Here is a 12,954-nt window from a genome sequence, read left to right as displayed (position 1 = left end):
GAGCATGATCTTCTCCAAAAACCGGTACCTACTTTTTGGGATCATGCTCTAGCCGCTCTTCAGCATATAGCCGGCGCCGCGAACCGTATGCAGGATCGGCTTGTCGAAACCCTTCTCGATCTTGCCACGCAGGCGCGAGACGTGAACGTCGATCACGTTGGTCTGCGGATCGAAATGATAGTCCCAGACATTTTCGAGCAGCATGGTGCGCGTCACCACCTGGCCGGCATGGCGCATCAGATATTCGAGCAGGCGGAATTCGCGCGGCTGCAGCGTGATCTCGCGCGCCGCGCGCTTGACCGAATGGGACAGCCGGTCAAGCTCGAGATCGCCGACCCGGTAGACGGTTTCGGCTTCCCTGGCGCTGGCGCGGCGGTTCAGCACCTCGACGCGGGCGAGCAATTCGGAAAAGGCATAGGGCTTGGTCAGATAGTCGTCCCCGCCGGCGCGCAGACCGGTGACGCGGTCATCGACTTCGCCCAGCGCCGACAGGATCAGCACCGGCGTGGTGTTGCCGCGCGAGCGCAGGCCGGCAATGACGGAGAGCCCGTCGCGGCGTGGCATCATGCGGTCGACGACCATCACGTCATAGTCGCCGGCATCGGCCAGCGCAAAGCCGGTTTCGCCGTCGCCGGCGACATGGGCGGTGTGCCCAGCCTCGGCAAAGGCCTTCTGCATATAGTCGGCCGCCTCGCGATCGTCTTCTATGACGAGAATCTTCATAGAGCCGTTATACGCGATTTCGCCGGAAGATTGAGGGGCCGCCATGAGCGCAAAAGCTTTCGTTCAAGCATGTCGTTTTGCCAAAACCGCCGTGCACTTTTGGGCGACATGCTTCGATGTTAGAGCGGCAGCGGGCGATGGGGGCCCGCTGCCGCCCGGGGCAGAACACAATGACTGACTAACGCGTTCGGCCCCTTGCTTCCCGTGCGGCGGCTCGGGGGTGTTGAAACCGCCGCACTGGAAACTGTGTGATGTCAGCCTTTGGCGACTGGCAGCGCGACGAAGCGGTTTGAATCGTCGCGGGTGATCTGCATCAGCACCGCCTTGCGGCCGGACTTGACCGCATCGGCCATCGCCTTGGCGACGTCTTCGGTGCCGTTCACCTCCGTCGAATTGACCGAGGTGATGACATCGCCGGGCTGGATGCCGCGGTCGGCGGCATCGCTGTCTGGATCGACATCGGTCACCACCAGGCCCTTGCCGTTTTCCGACTTGGTGACGGTGAGGCCGAGATCGGCCAGCGCGGCGGGCTTTGCCGGTGCCGCGGGCTGCTGCGGGTCGGCCGAGGCCTGCTTGTCGGTGGACGGCAGCGTGCCGAGATCGACCTTGATGGTCTGGCTCTTGCCGTCGCGCCACACCGTGACGTCGACCGACTTGCCGGGTGGGTAGGCGCCGATCAGACGAGCCAGTTCCTTCGGCGATGCGACGTCCTTGCCTTCGACCTGGGTGATCACGTCACCGGCGGTGATGCCGGCCTTCTTGCCGGGGCCACCGTCCTGGGCGCCCGAAACCAGAGCCCCGTTCTGCGACTTCAGGCCCAGCGATTCGGCGATGTCCGATGTAACCGGCTGGATTTCGACGCCGAGCCAGCCACGCTGCACCGAGCCGCTCTTCATCAGATCCTGCACCACCTGCTTGGCGGTCGAGGCCGGAATGTCGAAGGCGATGCCGACGCTTCCGCCCGACGGCGAGAAGATCGCGGTGTTGATGCCGACGACCTGGCCGTTAAGGTTGAAGGTCGGTCCGCCCGAATTGCCGCGGTTGACCGAAGCGTCGATCTGGATGAAGTCATCATAGGGACCGGCGCCGATATCACGGCCACGGGCCGAGACGATGCCGGCGGTGACGGTGCCGCCGAGGCCGAACGGATTGCCGACGGCCACCACCCAGTCGCCGACGCGAACCTTGGAATCGTCGGCGAAATCGACATAGGTGAACTTGCCGACGCCATCGACCTTGAGCACCGCCAGATCGGTGCGCGGATCGGTGCCGATCAGCTTGGCGTCAAGCTCCTTGCCGTCATTCATCACCACTGTGAAGGCGGAGCCTTCCTCGACGACATGGTTGTTGGTGACGAGATAGCCGTCATCGGAGATGAAGAAGCCAGAACCCTGCGCCACCGGACGCGGCTGGTCGTTGTTATGGTCGCGGTGGCTGAAGCGACGATTGCCGCCGTCATGGCCGTTCTGATCACCAAAGCCGCGGAATTGCTTGAAGAACTGGCGCAGCTGCGGATTGTCGGGCAGGTTGTTCATGCCGTCCGGATCGTCGGACTGGTCGGAGCCGTCATCGGCGGCAGGCTCGATCTTGGCCTTGACCTTGACGCTGACCACGGCCGGCGAAACGCGCTCGACGACATCGGCAAAGCCCGGCACCTGGGGCGCTTCGACCCGCACGGCGTCGGCCAGAACGGGAGCTGTACCAGTGGCAACGGCGCCGAAACCGATGCCGCCGGCAATGGCCAGCGAAGCGGCGGCGGCCAACAGGCGCTTGCGGGTGCGGGAATATGGGTTGGGGGCGATAGTCATGGGTCTCGTATCCTCTTTTCACTGGATGCGGCTCAGGCAGAGCATCCTCGGACAAGAGAAATAGAGAGGCGCACATTACGGCGCCATTTCCGGTGCATGAAAGTTTTGTAATGTTGGGCGGTCGCACAAATCGCTTGGTTGCGCTCGCCTGCTGCCCTATGGCGTACACAACTCAGCACAAGGCTTTCACAATGACAGCAAGCACCACCATGACCATTCGAGTCTCGTCCGAGACCAAGCTGAAGCTGGAGCAGATCGCTACCGATACCAGGCGTAGTAAATCGTTCCTCGCCGCCGAGGCGGTCTCAGCCTATGTCGATCGCGAGCTGGATATCATCGAAGGCATAAAACGTGGCATGGCCGACGCAGAGGCTGGCCGTGTCGTGCCCCACGACGACGCCATGGCGGAGCTCGACGCGGTGATCGAAGCAGCGAAAGCCAGGCGCGCAGGCAAGGCGTGAAGCTGTTCGTCACCTGGTCGCGAGAAGCGCTGGACGATCTCACGCAGCAAGTTGCCTTTATCGCTCAGGACAATCCTGCCGCCGCCCGACGCCTCGCGGACCGTATCCGGGCCGGGGCCTTGGTGATATGGCGACGGGCCGACCTGGCCGGGTAACAGGCACTTATGAGAAGCCCATCGGCCGCCTGCCCTACATCATTGCCTATGAATTGCGCCTGATCGCCGGCCGTCAGAGCATTGTTATCCTGCGCGCCATCCACACGTCGCGGGACTGGCCTTTGGAGGAATGGCCGAGCTAGTCGCTCAGCATCTTGTCCAGCGCCGCCTGTTCCTCGGCGCTCAGCGCCTTGGTTGCCAACGAGCGGCAGGAGCGTGTGGTCAGCACAATGAAAATGCCGCCGACTAGAAGCAGAAGCACCGGCGTGCCCCAAAGCAAGGCGTTGCGCGGGCTGAAGCGCGGCTTCAACAGCACGAACTCGCCGTAGCGCGACACGATATAGTCCATCACCTGCTGGTCGGTATCGCCGGCAACCAGGCGCTGGCGCACCAGGATGCGCAGGTCGCGGGCGAGGTCTGCATCGGATTCGTCGATGGACTGGTTCTGGCAGACCATGCAGCGCAGGCCTTCCGACAGTAGCCGCGCCCTCGCCTCGAGCGCCGGATCGGTGAGAACCTCGTCCGGTTTCACCGCTTGCGCCGCGCCGGCAAACAGCAGCGCCAGAAGCAGGGTGAGCGAGGCCAACGAGAACCTGGTGCTCACGGCGCGCCTGCCGACGGCATGGAGGCTGCCTGCTTGCGGCGGCGCGAGGGTGCGCCAACCCGCAGGCGACGGTCGAGCAGCGACATTGCGGCTCCCGCCATCATCACCAGAGCTCCGCCCCAGATCAGCGTCACCAGCGGCTTCCACCACAGGCGCACCACGACGGATCCATCGGTGCCTTCATCGCCCAGCGACAGATAGAGCTGGCTGAAGCCGATCGTCTCGATGCCGGATTCGGTCGTCGTCGTCTGCCGCACCGGAAAGAAGCGCTTTGCCGAGGTGATTTCGGCTGAAACGCCGCCATCGGCGCCGATCAGGGAAAAGCGGCCGCGCTGCTCGCTGTAGTTCGGACCCTGCGCCGGGAAGAGGCCGTCGAAACGCAGCGTGTGGCCGGAGAGTTCGACGCTCTCGCCGGCATGCATCGACAGTATCCTTTCGGTGCCGAAGCACAGCGTGCCGACAATGCCGAGCGTCGTCAGCCCGAGGCCGAGATGGGCAAGTGCAGTGCCGAACACCGAACGCGGCAGGCCGGCGAAACGGCGCAGCATGATGGCGGGCGACACATTGCCAAAGCCGGACTTGACGGCGAGGTCGGTGAGCGCGCCGCAGACCAGCCAGCAGGCGAGGCCGACACCAAGGGCGGCGAACACCGACGCGCCGTCGATGAACAGCCCGGTGACCAGCATCGCCAGGAGAGCGGCGCCGAAAGCCGCCATCAGGCGCTGGGCGACGGCATAGAGGTCACCGCGCTTCCAGGCGAGCAATGGTCCGAAAGGAACCACGACCAGCAGCGGCACCATCAGTGGGCCGAATGTCAGGTTGAAGAAGGGGGCGCCGACCGAGATCTTGCCGGCCGAAAGCGCCTCGACCGCGAGCGGATAAAGTGTGCCGACCAGCACGGTGGCCGTGGCTGTGGTCAGGAACAGATTGTTGAGGACGAGTGCGCCTTCGCGCGAGATCGGGTGGAACAGGCCGCCGGCCGTCAGCCGCGAGGCGCGCAGCGCAAACAGGGCCAGCGAGCCGCCGATGAACAGCGTCAAAATGCACAGGATGAAGATGCCGCGGGTCGGATCGGTGGCGAAAGCATGCACCGAGGTCAGCACGCCGGAGCGCACCAGGAAGGTGCCGAGCAGCGACAGCGAGAAGGTGAGGATGGCAAGCAGCAGCGTCCAGATCTTGAGCGCCGAACGCTTCTCCATGACGATCGCCGAATGCAGAAGAGCCGTGCCGGCCAGCCACGGCATAAAGGAGGCGTTTTCGACCGGATCCCAGAACCAGAAGCCGCCCCAGCCGAGCTCGTAATAGGCCCAGTAGGAGCCCATCGCGATGCCGCCGGTGAGGAACATCCAGGCGACCAGCGTCCACGGCCGCACCCAGCGCGCCCAGGAGGCATCGATGCGGCCTTCGATGAGGGCGGCGACCGAGAAGGAAAAGCAGATAGAAAACCCGACATAGCCGAGATAGAGCAGCGGCGGATGGATGGCGAGGCCGAGATCCTGCAGGACCGGGTTGAGATCGCGGCCCTCGATCGGTGCCGGATTGAGCCGGGTGAACGGATTGGATGTCGTCAGGATGAACAGGAAGAAGGTGGCGCCGATAGCCCCCTGCACGGCCAGCACATTGGCGCGCAGCGTCGCCGGAAGGTTGGAGCCGAAGACAGCGACCAGCGCACCGAAGAAGGTCAGGATCAGCACCCAGAGCAGCATCGAGCCTTCGTGATTGCCCCAGGTTCCGGTGATCTTGTAGATCAGCGGCTGCAGCGAATGCGAGTTTTCCCACACGCTCGCCACCGAGAAATCGGAACTTGCATAGGCGCCGGCGAGTGCTGCGAACGATAGCGCCGTGAGCGCGAAGCCTGTGACCGTGACGGGACCGCCGACAGCCATCAGCCTCTGGTTGCCGGTACGGGCGCCGATCAGCGGCACCAGCGTCTGCACCAGCGACAGCACAAAGGCGAGGACGAGCGCGAAGTGTCCGGTCTCAACCATTACTGGCTCTTGCTCTCTTGCCACACGCCCTTGGCCTTCAGCCCGTCAGCGACTTCCTTGGGCATGTAGCGCTCGTCATGCTTGGCCAGCACGCTGTCGGCGACGAAAACGCCGTCGGCGCCAAAGCTGCCTTCGGTGATGACGCCCTGCTCCTCGCGGAACAGATCGGGCAGGATGCCGGTATAGCTGACCTTGACCGATTTGTGCGCGTCGGTGACCGAGAACGCAACCGTCGCGCCCTGCCCGCGCACGACTGTGCCCTTTTCGACGAGGCCGCCGAGCCTGATGCGCTGTCCCGGCTGCAAGCTGGCGGTGGTCAGATCGGCGGGCATATAGAAATAGGAGGCCTTCTGGCCCAACGCATAGAAGGTCAGCCCGGTGGCGGCGCCGAGGAAGGCAAGACCTCCCACAATCACCGACAATCGCTTCTGCTTGCGCGTCATGTCCTACTCCGTCGCCGTCAGGCCGAGCGAGGCGGCAAAGGCGGTGAATTTCTTCGCTTCCTCACTGTCGGCGCCAAACACGGCGATACCGCGATGCAGCGCGTCGCGCGCCTGGTCGGCCTTGCCCAGCACAACATAGGAACGAATGAGCCGCATCCATCCTTCCGTGTCGCGCGGTTTTTGCCGCAATTTTTCGTCGAGGCCGGCGACCATGGTTTCGATCATGGCCTGCCTGTCCTGCGGCGCCATCGACGAGGCGGCGTCGACGGCCGCGGCATCGGGGCCTTTCGCCGGCTCTCCTGAGGCGACGCTGCGGTTGGCAGCCTCGGCTAACGCCTGTTGGACAGCTCCGCGCCATGGTGAATCCTGCGGCAGGGAATCGAGCATTTTCTGCCACGCCGCGGTTGCCTCGGGTATGCGGCCTTCCTGGGCCAGCGCCATCGCCAAATAGAACGAGGCTTTCGCGTTTGCCGGGTCGAGTTTTAGCGCCTGTTCGAAAGCGGATTGCGCATCGGCCGAAACGATGCCGCCGGCCGCATTGGCAATCGCTTCGCCGAGGCCGGCCTCGCGGGCGGCCGTGTCGCCATCGAGGCGGATGGCATTGCGATAGGCGGTCACGGCATCGGGAAAGCGCTGCAGGCGCAGATAGATCGGGGCGAGCACGTCCCAGCCGCGTCCATCGCCAGGGTTGGCGGCAAGATGGGCCTCGGCGCGCGCCACCAACTCGTCGACCGAACTATCGGCCGGATTCTTGGCCAGCCGTTCGGCGAGCGGCTGCGACGGCAGATCCGGCGAGCCGAGCTGGCTGTACAGGCCCCAGCTGAGCAGCGGGACCACCAGCACCGCTGATGTTGCCATCAACCTGGCCGCCCTCGACGGCTGCCGCGCGCCAGGTGCATCGGCTTGACCGACATTGGCTTGACCAACATCTCCCAGGCGAAGGATGCGGCGGGCGATCTCAGTGCGCGCCTCCTCGGCTTCGGCCGGCTGAATCAGGCCGCGCGCGGCGTCACGCTCAAGCTCGGCCAATTGGTCGCGATAGACTTCGAGATCATGGTCGCTGCTGGTCGGAGCGCCCTTGCCGCCGCTGGTCAGCGGCAGCAGCACCGCCAGGCTTGCGCCCAGCGTGAGGAGTGCGGCTATGACCCAGAACAGCATGGTTCTTCCAATAGAGCGAGAGCCCTGCTCTCACAACATGAGGGTGCTGCGACGCTTTGACGGGATTCCGGCCCCGGCCCAATGTTCAGGTCAGCGGCGTCCAGCTGCCGTCGGCGTTGCGGCATGCGGTGCCCCGCGCGGTCTGGCCGGCCGTGCCGGTAAACACCGTATGGGTGTACTGGCGGCAATCCTGCGAGCCGACGCGGTAGGGCTGGGCCGCGACGACTTCGCCGGAATGAGCCGAACTGTCGCTCTTCCACGTCACCTTCTGGCCGCTCGCCGTATATTCGAGCGCCTTGTATTCCGCCTCGAGCGCCTTGCGCTTCTCGGTGCTGTTCAGGCCGCTGCCGATCGATCCGCCGACGAGCCCGCCGGCCATGGCCGAGATGATCGTCGTCGCGACTTTGGCCCCTGAAGGAGGCGACGCGGGCGGGTTGGTGATGGAGATATCCGGGCCACTGCCCTTGCCCAGCGTTCCGCAGCCGGAAAGAGCGAGCAGTGCGGAAACGAGCGCAACGCGAATCTTCATGCCAACAACCGGTTTTCTTGAACGGGATGCGCTGGGGGCCGCGTCATCGGGGGCGTCAGGACGTCATACTATTGATATTTGTCGGAAATTTGGCCGTTCTTAACGGCTTTTGCGCAATCGAGGGGCCGCCATAACACAGGCATTCGGCCGTGTCGATTGGCCCTGGGCAGTACATCATTGCAAGCTCCGCAAGCGCACAACCGCCTTCAGCCCGCCCATCGTGGAGCGTTCCAGCGCCAGCGCCCCGCCATACTCGTTGACGAGGTCGGCAACGATGGCAAGTCCGAGCCCGGTTCCCGGCTTTGTCTCGTCGAGGCGCCGGCCGCGTTTCAAGACATCGCGGGCCTTGTCCTCGGGGATGCCGGGACCGTCATCCTCGATCGATAGCTCGAACAGGCCGGCTGCGGCCGGCGTGACGGATACGGCAACAGTGCTCTTCGCCCATTTCATCGCATTGTCGAGAAGGTTGCCGAGCAGTTCCTCCAGATCCTCGCGCTCGCCGGCGAAGACGATGTCGGCCGCCGGCAACACAAGCGACAGGCTGACATCAGGCTTGAGTTTTTGCAGCACGCGCACCATGCGCTGCACCAGCGGCGTCACCGGCGTGCGGTAGACGACGCTGTCGCGCTGCGCCGCGACCCGTGCCCGCTGCAGGTAGTGGTCGACCTGTTTCTGCATCGACGCCGCCTGGTCGGCGATGAGCTGGCCCTTGGCGCCGCCGAGAGCCCGGCCCTCATTGATCAGCACGGCGAGCGGCGTCTTCAGCGAATGGGCAAGGTTGCCGACCTGCGTACGCGAGCGCTCGACGATGCGCTTGTTGTTTTCGATCAGCGCATTGGTCTCGTTGGCGAGCGGCTCGATCTCGGCGGGAAACCGGCCATCGAGCCGCTGCGCCGTGCCTTCGCGCACCTGGGCAAGCGCGTTGCGAACCCGGCGCAAGGGCTGGAGGCCGAGCAGGATAGCAATCGCATTGATGGCGATCATGCCGACGCCGAACAGGCTGAGATAGGTCAGCAATCGGCCCTGGAAGGTGGCGATCTCCTGTTCGAGCTCGGTCTTGTTGCCCATCACGCGGAAGCGCGCGGCGCGGTTCTTGGCATCGAGCACGAATTCGCTCTCGAACACTTCGAGCTGCTCGTCGCCGATACCGTCGGTGGAGTAGCTGCGCTGGAAGCTCGAATTGAACGGCACCTCGGCGACGGTCGGCGACGGGATCGTCGTGGTCATCGAGGACGAATGAAGGTTGCCGTGCACACCTTCGGAAGCCGGCTCCACCGACCAGTACCAGCCCGAATTCGGCTCCGAGAAGCGCAGGTCGCCAAGGTCGGGAGCACCGGTGAGCTGGCCGGATTCGGAAACGCCGACCGAGCCGATCAGATTGAACAGATGCGCCGACAGCAGGCTGTCGAAGCCGCGCTCGCTGGCCTGGCGGTAGAGCGTGGTGATCAGAGTGAAGATGACGATCAGGGTGAGGATCGCCCAGATCGTGGAAAAGCCGATGACGCGGAAGGCCAGCGAGCGCGGCCAGAGCCGCGCCGAAAAAGGCTTCCTTGCTGGTATGGGGAGCGGTTCCGCCTTACGCCTCCGGCTCACGCATGCGATAGCCCATGCCGCGCACGGTTTCGATCATGTCGATGCCCATCTTCTTGCGCAGCCGGCCGACAAAGACCTCGATGGTGTTGGAATCGCGGTCGAAATCCTGGTCGTAAAGATGCTCGACCAGCTCGGTGCGCGACACCACCTCGCCCATATGGTGCATCAGATAGGCCAGCAGGCGGAACTCATGCGAGGTCAGCTTCAGCGGCACGCCGTTGACATCGGCCTTGGAGGCCTTGGTGTCGAGGCGCAGCGGCCCGCAAGTGAGCTCGGACGAGGCATGGCCGGCGGCGCGGCGGATCAGCGCCCTCACCCTGGCCAGCACCTCCTCGATGTGGAACGGCTTGGTGACATAGTCGTCGGCGCCGGCATCGATGCCCGACACCTTGTCGCTCCAGCGGTCGCGCGCTGTCAGGATCAGCACCGGCATCTTGCGGCCGTTGCGGCGCCAGCGCTCGACGACGCTGATGCCGTCCATCTGCGGCAGGCCGATGTCGAGCACGACGGCATCGTAGGGCTCCGTGTCGCCGAGGAAATGCCCCTCCTCGCCGTCATAGGAGCGGTCGACGACATAGCCGGCATCGACCAGCGCGTCGGCCAGCTGCCGGTTGAGATCCTTGTCATCTTCTACGACGAGTACGCGCATGATCGGTCAGGCCTGTTGATGTGTCAGCTATAGGCCGATTCCGGTGGTCTGGGAAACGAGCCCTGCAAGAGGGAAGATTGGATCAGTTCGCCGGGACGACGATCTCGGAACGGCGCGGACGCTGGCCGTCCTTGCCCGGCACAAGCACGACGATGACGCAGACCTCCTGGCCGCCACGCGTCGTCTGCGAAGCCTTGGCCAGCGTGCCGCCATTCTGCTCGGCAACCTGCTGGCCGATCGCGTAGCAATCCGCCGCGGCTGCCGGCGTCGCTTGCGACGCCAACAGGCCGGCCGCTGTGAGCGCCAGTATCGCGGTTCTGACATGAGAGCGAAGCGTTTTCATGGTCGGCGTTGTAACGCAACTGTGCTGAACGTGAAATGAACGGTGAACGGGTGAAAATCCATCCCCGCAATACCCCCTGCGCGCGCAACGAATGAATGCGATCCTACCGCCCAGTCCCTCAGACCGGGCAATGGATTCATAACCGGAAAACCGGCTGCGCGGCTATGGTTTTTGCGCGCAGGTTCTCAATTCGCAGCCAGATTGGGAACAGGTCAAGGCGAGACCATTCTGAAGGCCGCCCTAAATAGCGCGGGAAACGCCAAATCATCGGAGGGCGCCATGACGGATAAAGACCTTGCCGACCTTTACCGGGGCTATATCGCTTGCCTGAATGCCCAGGACTGGGCGAAACTTGGAGACTTTGTCGGCGACGAGGTGCAGCACAATGGCGAAATGCTCGGCCTGTCGGGTTATCGCCGTATGCTCGAAGGCGATTTCGAGGCGATTCCCGACCTCCGCTTCAACATCGAACTGCTGGTCTGCCAGCCGCCGCGCGTGGCGGCGCGCCTGCATTTCGACTGTCATCCCAAGGGCGTGCTGTTCGGCCTGCCGGTGAACGGCAAGCGCGTGTCGTTCGCTGAGAATGTTTTCTACGAATTCGGAGAGGGTCGCATCCGCGAGGTGTGGTCAGTCATCGACAAGGCCGAGATTCAGGCGCAAATCTAGGTTGCTTCAATCACTTTGCTCGGTGAGAGCGCGTATCCGCAGCACCCCGTGGTAGAGCGCCAGGTCCTCGTCGTAGCGGGCCTCGGCGAACTCCAGGGACAGGCGGGTCTGGTCGCGCGAGCCGGTGGCGAAAGCGGCGCCGTCAAGGCGCGCCCGGATGCTGTCCATGATCAGACGCGTCTCGGCCTCGCCTTGCGCCTTCGACCAGACATGCAGCGTGATGAGCTGGTCGTCATCATTGTCGGCGCCGGTGTCCAGATCGAATGCGCTGGTCCTGCCATAGGTCACATAAGGGAAGGCGGCACTGTCGGCCGCCTGCTCGCGCAACCCGGCGCCGCCGAGCAGCGCCGTCAGCGAGGCATCGCTCTTCAATCTCATGAACAAGGCTTGCAGCAAATCGCCGGGCGCCGTCATCGTCGTCTCCGTTCGCCTGTCACGCTTTGAACAACCTCAGTTTCGCGCGCAACCTAACCGCGTTGCACGGATTTCGCCAGATGACGATCCGCCTGATGGAAGGCGGCGAATCGGGCGGCATGGCCCTTTCACGGACCGGGTTCTATTTGGCATGCGGGGAGTTTCAAGAAGGGTGTTATGAGGAGCCCTGTTTTCTCCGGCAATTCGAGGTCATTTCATGCGAACGCCACCGCTGCTGCCGGCTTTTGGAAAGCTCGGCGTCAAGCCCCCGGTCGCGATTGCGGCAGCACCCGCCCTGTCGAAGAGCACCGTGGCCCTGCGCATGCGCGAGATACTTTCAATGCATGGCGGCCTGGCCTTGAAGCTGTCGGTGGTGGCCTGGACAATCCTGATCATGGCGGCGGCATTTTTCATGTCAAGGGCCTGATGCCGATATGGCAAACCGCTACGCGTTGCGCATGGACGAGCCCGAGAGCTGGACTATCTTCGACATCTTCACCGGCCAGCCTGTCGAGCTTAAGCAACAGGTAATGGTGGCCATGAATTTGCGGGATGCGGAAGCGATGGCCGACCGCCTGAACAGCCGGGACGTCAAGCGGCGGGCAAAAGCCGACCGCAAGTCCTGACGCACGCTGATCTCAGCCGCCCTGATGCAAGACGAACGCGCGCTAGCCGAAATCCGCGGCTGTGAGCACATATATGCTCTTGCGGGTGCGGGCGTAGGCCTTGCTGGCAATGTCATGGATGGAGCTGGACGCGGTGTCGAAGGCCGCCAGATAGGTGGCTTCCGCGGTCGCCGTCCCTGATGGCACCTTCGAGAGGGCATCGGCTGCGACGGAGAAGGAAATCTGGAACATGCCGTCATGGCCGACAAAGCGGATGCGCTTGCCGGCCTCGTCATAGAAGCGACTTGGATTGGGGAATGTCAGGCTCATGACGTGCCCCCCTTCGGCGCGGCGGCGGCTTTCTTGACTGTCGCCACTGTCGCCCGCTTCTTCTTCGGTGTGGGGTTCAAGGCTTCCGCGACGCGGTCGGCCTCTTCCTTGGCCAGGCGCAATTCCCTGAGCCTTGCCGTCTTGATCTCCCTGGCCCTCGCTTCGGACATGTAGTCGGAGGTTGCCTTGTTGCGCTCGGCCGTCTTCTTCTGCTTGTCCATGAAGCGGGCTTCAGCTTTTTCCATGATGCTCTGATTGCCTTCGGCCATCGCCTAAATCTCTCCTCGTGCCTGAAATTGTGAAATCGAACTTACGATATAAATAGTCGCTTTGGCCTCGAAATTCAATTTTTCGAAATATCTAGGCGCCTCGCGACGTTTCGAACCCTGCAGACATCATAATACTTTTTAATATTTAATTTTGGCCACGAATAATTTTTGGCACTCCTATCTATCGAGTGCCAACACGCCTATAAGAACGGCGCG

Annotated in this window: 17 protein-coding genes and 1 pseudogene; 5 read left to right on the top strand and 13 right to left on the bottom strand. The window is 63.5% G+C overall.

Features of this window, described 5'->3' with window-relative positions; translation table 11 throughout:
• Positions 1–48: 48 nt before the first annotated feature.
• Positions 49–723 (bottom strand): response regulator transcription factor, encoded by a 675-nt coding sequence (locus X728_RS144530; RefSeq protein ID WP_023670185.1) that lies wholly within the window; start codon positions 721–723, stop codon positions 49–51.
• Positions 724–977: 254 nt separating this feature from the next.
• Entirely contained in the window at positions 978–2,531 is a 1,554-nt protein-coding gene (locus X728_RS144535; protein WP_023752740.1) for a Do family serine endopeptidase, read from the bottom strand.
• Positions 2,532–2,722: 191 nt separating this feature from the next.
• On the opposite strand from X728_RS144535, the gene X728_RS144540 reads away from it, so the two are divergent.
• Both X728_RS144540 and X728_RS01000000167085 read left to right on the top strand, forming a co-directional pair.
• Entirely contained in the window at positions 2,723–2,992 is a 270-nt protein-coding gene (locus X728_RS144540) for a CopG family ribbon-helix-helix protein (protein WP_023684527.1), read from the top strand.
• Positions 2,989–3,290 (top strand): annotated as a pseudogene (locus X728_RS01000000167085) (type II toxin-antitoxin system RelE/ParE family toxin). Before X728_RS144540 ends, X728_RS01000000167085 begins: the two are co-directional and overlap by 4 nt.
• Here the strand turns inward: X728_RS01000000167085 and X728_RS144545 are convergent.
• The 8 genes from X728_RS144545 to X728_RS144580 form a co-directional block, all read right to left on the bottom strand.
• Entirely contained in the window at positions 3,287–3,751 is a 465-nt protein-coding gene (locus X728_RS144545; protein WP_023832445.1) for a cytochrome c-type biogenesis protein, read from the bottom strand. The pseudogene X728_RS01000000167085 and the gene X728_RS144545 overlap by 4 nt on opposite strands.
• Positions 3,748–5,739, bottom strand: coding sequence for a heme lyase CcmF/NrfE family subunit (locus tag X728_RS144550; RefSeq protein ID WP_023752742.1), 1,992 nt, complete (start codon positions 5,737–5,739; stop codon positions 3,748–3,750). Before X728_RS144550 ends, X728_RS144545 begins: the two co-directional genes overlap by 4 nt.
• Positions 5,739–6,182, bottom strand: coding sequence for a cytochrome c maturation protein CcmE (gene ccmE / locus X728_RS144555; RefSeq protein WP_023705431.1), 444 nt, complete (start codon positions 6,180–6,182; stop codon positions 5,739–5,741). The genes X728_RS144550 and ccmE overlap by 1 nt, the downstream gene beginning before the upstream one ends.
• A 3-nt stretch (positions 6,183–6,185) precedes the next feature.
• Entirely contained in the window at positions 6,186–7,340 is a 1,155-nt protein-coding gene (gene ccmI / locus X728_RS144560; RefSeq protein WP_023754802.1) for a c-type cytochrome biogenesis protein CcmI, read from the bottom strand.
• A gap of 85 nt (positions 7,341–7,425) precedes the next feature.
• Complete coding sequence (locus X728_RS144565) at positions 7,426–7,869, bottom strand: hypothetical protein (protein WP_023687241.1); 444 nt, start codon at positions 7,867–7,869, stop codon at positions 7,426–7,428.
• Positions 7,870–8,043: 174 nt separating this feature from the next.
• Positions 8,044–9,462 (bottom strand): ATP-binding protein, encoded by a 1,419-nt coding sequence (locus tag X728_RS144570; RefSeq protein WP_023747490.1) that lies wholly within the window; start codon positions 9,460–9,462, stop codon positions 8,044–8,046.
• The gene (locus tag X728_RS144575) at positions 9,446–10,111 is read right to left on the bottom strand and encodes a response regulator transcription factor (RefSeq protein WP_023670175.1); all 666 of its coding nucleotides are present in this window, start codon (positions 10,109–10,111) and stop codon (positions 9,446–9,448) included. Before X728_RS144575 ends, X728_RS144570 begins: the two co-directional genes overlap by 17 nt.
• An 82-nt stretch (positions 10,112–10,193) precedes the next feature.
• Positions 10,194–10,454: a hypothetical protein gene (locus X728_RS144580; protein ID WP_023670174.1), complete on the bottom strand. Its 261-nt coding sequence runs from the start codon at positions 10,452–10,454 to the stop codon at positions 10,194–10,196.
• Positions 10,455–10,733: 279 nt separating this feature from the next.
• Here X728_RS144580 and X728_RS144585 point away from each other — a divergent pair, with 279 nt between their 5' ends.
• Positions 10,734–11,120: an ester cyclase gene (locus tag X728_RS144585; RefSeq protein WP_023684533.1), complete on the top strand. Its 387-nt coding sequence runs from the start codon at positions 10,734–10,736 to the stop codon at positions 11,118–11,120.
• Between the two features lie 6 nt (positions 11,121–11,126).
• On the opposite strand, the gene X728_RS144590 is transcribed toward X728_RS144585, so the two are convergent.
• Entirely contained in the window at positions 11,127–11,534 is a 408-nt protein-coding gene (locus X728_RS144590) for a DUF3168 domain-containing protein (protein WP_023670173.1), read from the bottom strand.
• A gap of 217 nt (positions 11,535–11,751) precedes the next feature.
• On the opposite strand from X728_RS144590, the gene X728_RS144595 reads away from it, so the two are divergent.
• Positions 11,752–11,961: a hypothetical protein gene (locus tag X728_RS144595; RefSeq protein WP_023698580.1), complete on the top strand. Its 210-nt coding sequence runs from the start codon at positions 11,752–11,754 to the stop codon at positions 11,959–11,961.
• 7 nt (positions 11,962–11,968) lie between these two features.
• Positions 11,969–12,160 (top strand): hypothetical protein, encoded by a 192-nt coding sequence (locus X728_RS144600; RefSeq protein WP_023670171.1) that lies wholly within the window; start codon positions 11,969–11,971, stop codon positions 12,158–12,160.
• Positions 12,161–12,202: 42 nt separating this feature from the next.
• Here the strand turns inward: X728_RS144600 and X728_RS144605 are convergent, their stop codons facing one another.
• A complete protein-coding gene (locus tag X728_RS144605) occupies positions 12,203–12,469 on the bottom strand; it encodes a DUF1488 domain-containing protein (protein ID WP_023698579.1) in 267 nt (88 codons plus the stop codon).
• A complete protein-coding gene (locus tag X728_RS144610; protein ID WP_023698578.1) occupies positions 12,466–12,738 on the bottom strand; it encodes a hypothetical protein in 273 nt (90 codons plus the stop codon). The genes X728_RS144605 and X728_RS144610 overlap by 4 nt, the downstream gene beginning before the upstream one ends.
• Positions 12,739–12,954 lie beyond the last annotated feature (216 nt).

Source organism: Mesorhizobium sp. L103C119B0, from assembly GCF_000502235.1.
GTDB lineage: Bacteria > Pseudomonadota > Alphaproteobacteria > Rhizobiales > Rhizobiaceae > Mesorhizobium.
Note: the sequence above shows the minus strand (reverse complement) of the source record. Positions and strands in the feature narration are given on the sequence as shown.

Bases quoted from the DNA above. Each gene is read 5' to 3' on its own strand.
- X728_RS144575 (WP_023670175.1), bottom strand. From the start codon at position 10,111: ATGCGCGTACTCGTCGTAGAAGATGACAAGGATCTCAACCGGCAGCTG.
- X728_RS144590 (WP_023670173.1), bottom strand. From the start codon at position 11,534: ATGACGGCGCCCGGCGATTTGCTGCAAGCCTTGTTCATGAGATTGAAG.
- X728_RS144585 (WP_023684533.1), top strand. From the start codon at position 10,734: ATGACGGATAAAGACCTTGCCGACCTTTACCGGGGCTATATCGCTTGC.
- X728_RS144605 (WP_023698579.1), bottom strand. From the start codon at position 12,469: ATGAGCCTGACATTCCCCAATCCAAGTCGCTTCTATGACGAGGCCGGC.
- X728_RS144600 (WP_023670171.1), top strand. From the start codon at position 11,969: ATGGCAAACCGCTACGCGTTGCGCATGGACGAGCCCGAGAGCTGGACT.
- X728_RS144580 (WP_023670174.1), bottom strand. From the start codon at position 10,454: ATGAAAACGCTTCGCTCTCATGTCAGAACCGCGATACTGGCGCTCACA.
- X728_RS144595 (WP_023698580.1), top strand. From the start codon at position 11,752: ATGCGAACGCCACCGCTGCTGCCGGCTTTTGGAAAGCTCGGCGTCAAG.
- X728_RS144565 (WP_023687241.1), bottom strand. From the start codon at position 7,869: ATGAAGATTCGCGTTGCGCTCGTTTCCGCACTGCTCGCTCTTTCCGGC.
- X728_RS144610 (WP_023698578.1), bottom strand. From the start codon at position 12,738: ATGGCCGAAGGCAATCAGAGCATCATGGAAAAAGCTGAAGCCCGCTTC.
- X728_RS144540 (WP_023684527.1), top strand. From the start codon at position 2,723: ATGACAGCAAGCACCACCATGACCATTCGAGTCTCGTCCGAGACCAAG.
- ccmE (WP_023705431.1), bottom strand. From the start codon at position 6,182: ATGACGCGCAAGCAGAAGCGATTGTCGGTGATTGTGGGAGGTCTTGCC.
- X728_RS144535 (WP_023752740.1), bottom strand. From the start codon at position 2,531: ATGACTATCGCCCCCAACCCATATTCCCGCACCCGCAAGCGCCTGTTG.
- ccmI (WP_023754802.1), bottom strand. From the start codon at position 7,340: ATGCTGTTCTGGGTCATAGCCGCACTCCTCACGCTGGGCGCAAGCCTG.
- X728_RS144550 (WP_023752742.1), bottom strand. From the start codon at position 5,739: ATGGTTGAGACCGGACACTTCGCGCTCGTCCTCGCCTTTGTGCTGTCG.
- X728_RS144530 (WP_023670185.1), bottom strand. From the start codon at position 723: ATGAAGATTCTCGTCATAGAAGACGATCGCGAGGCGGCCGACTATATG.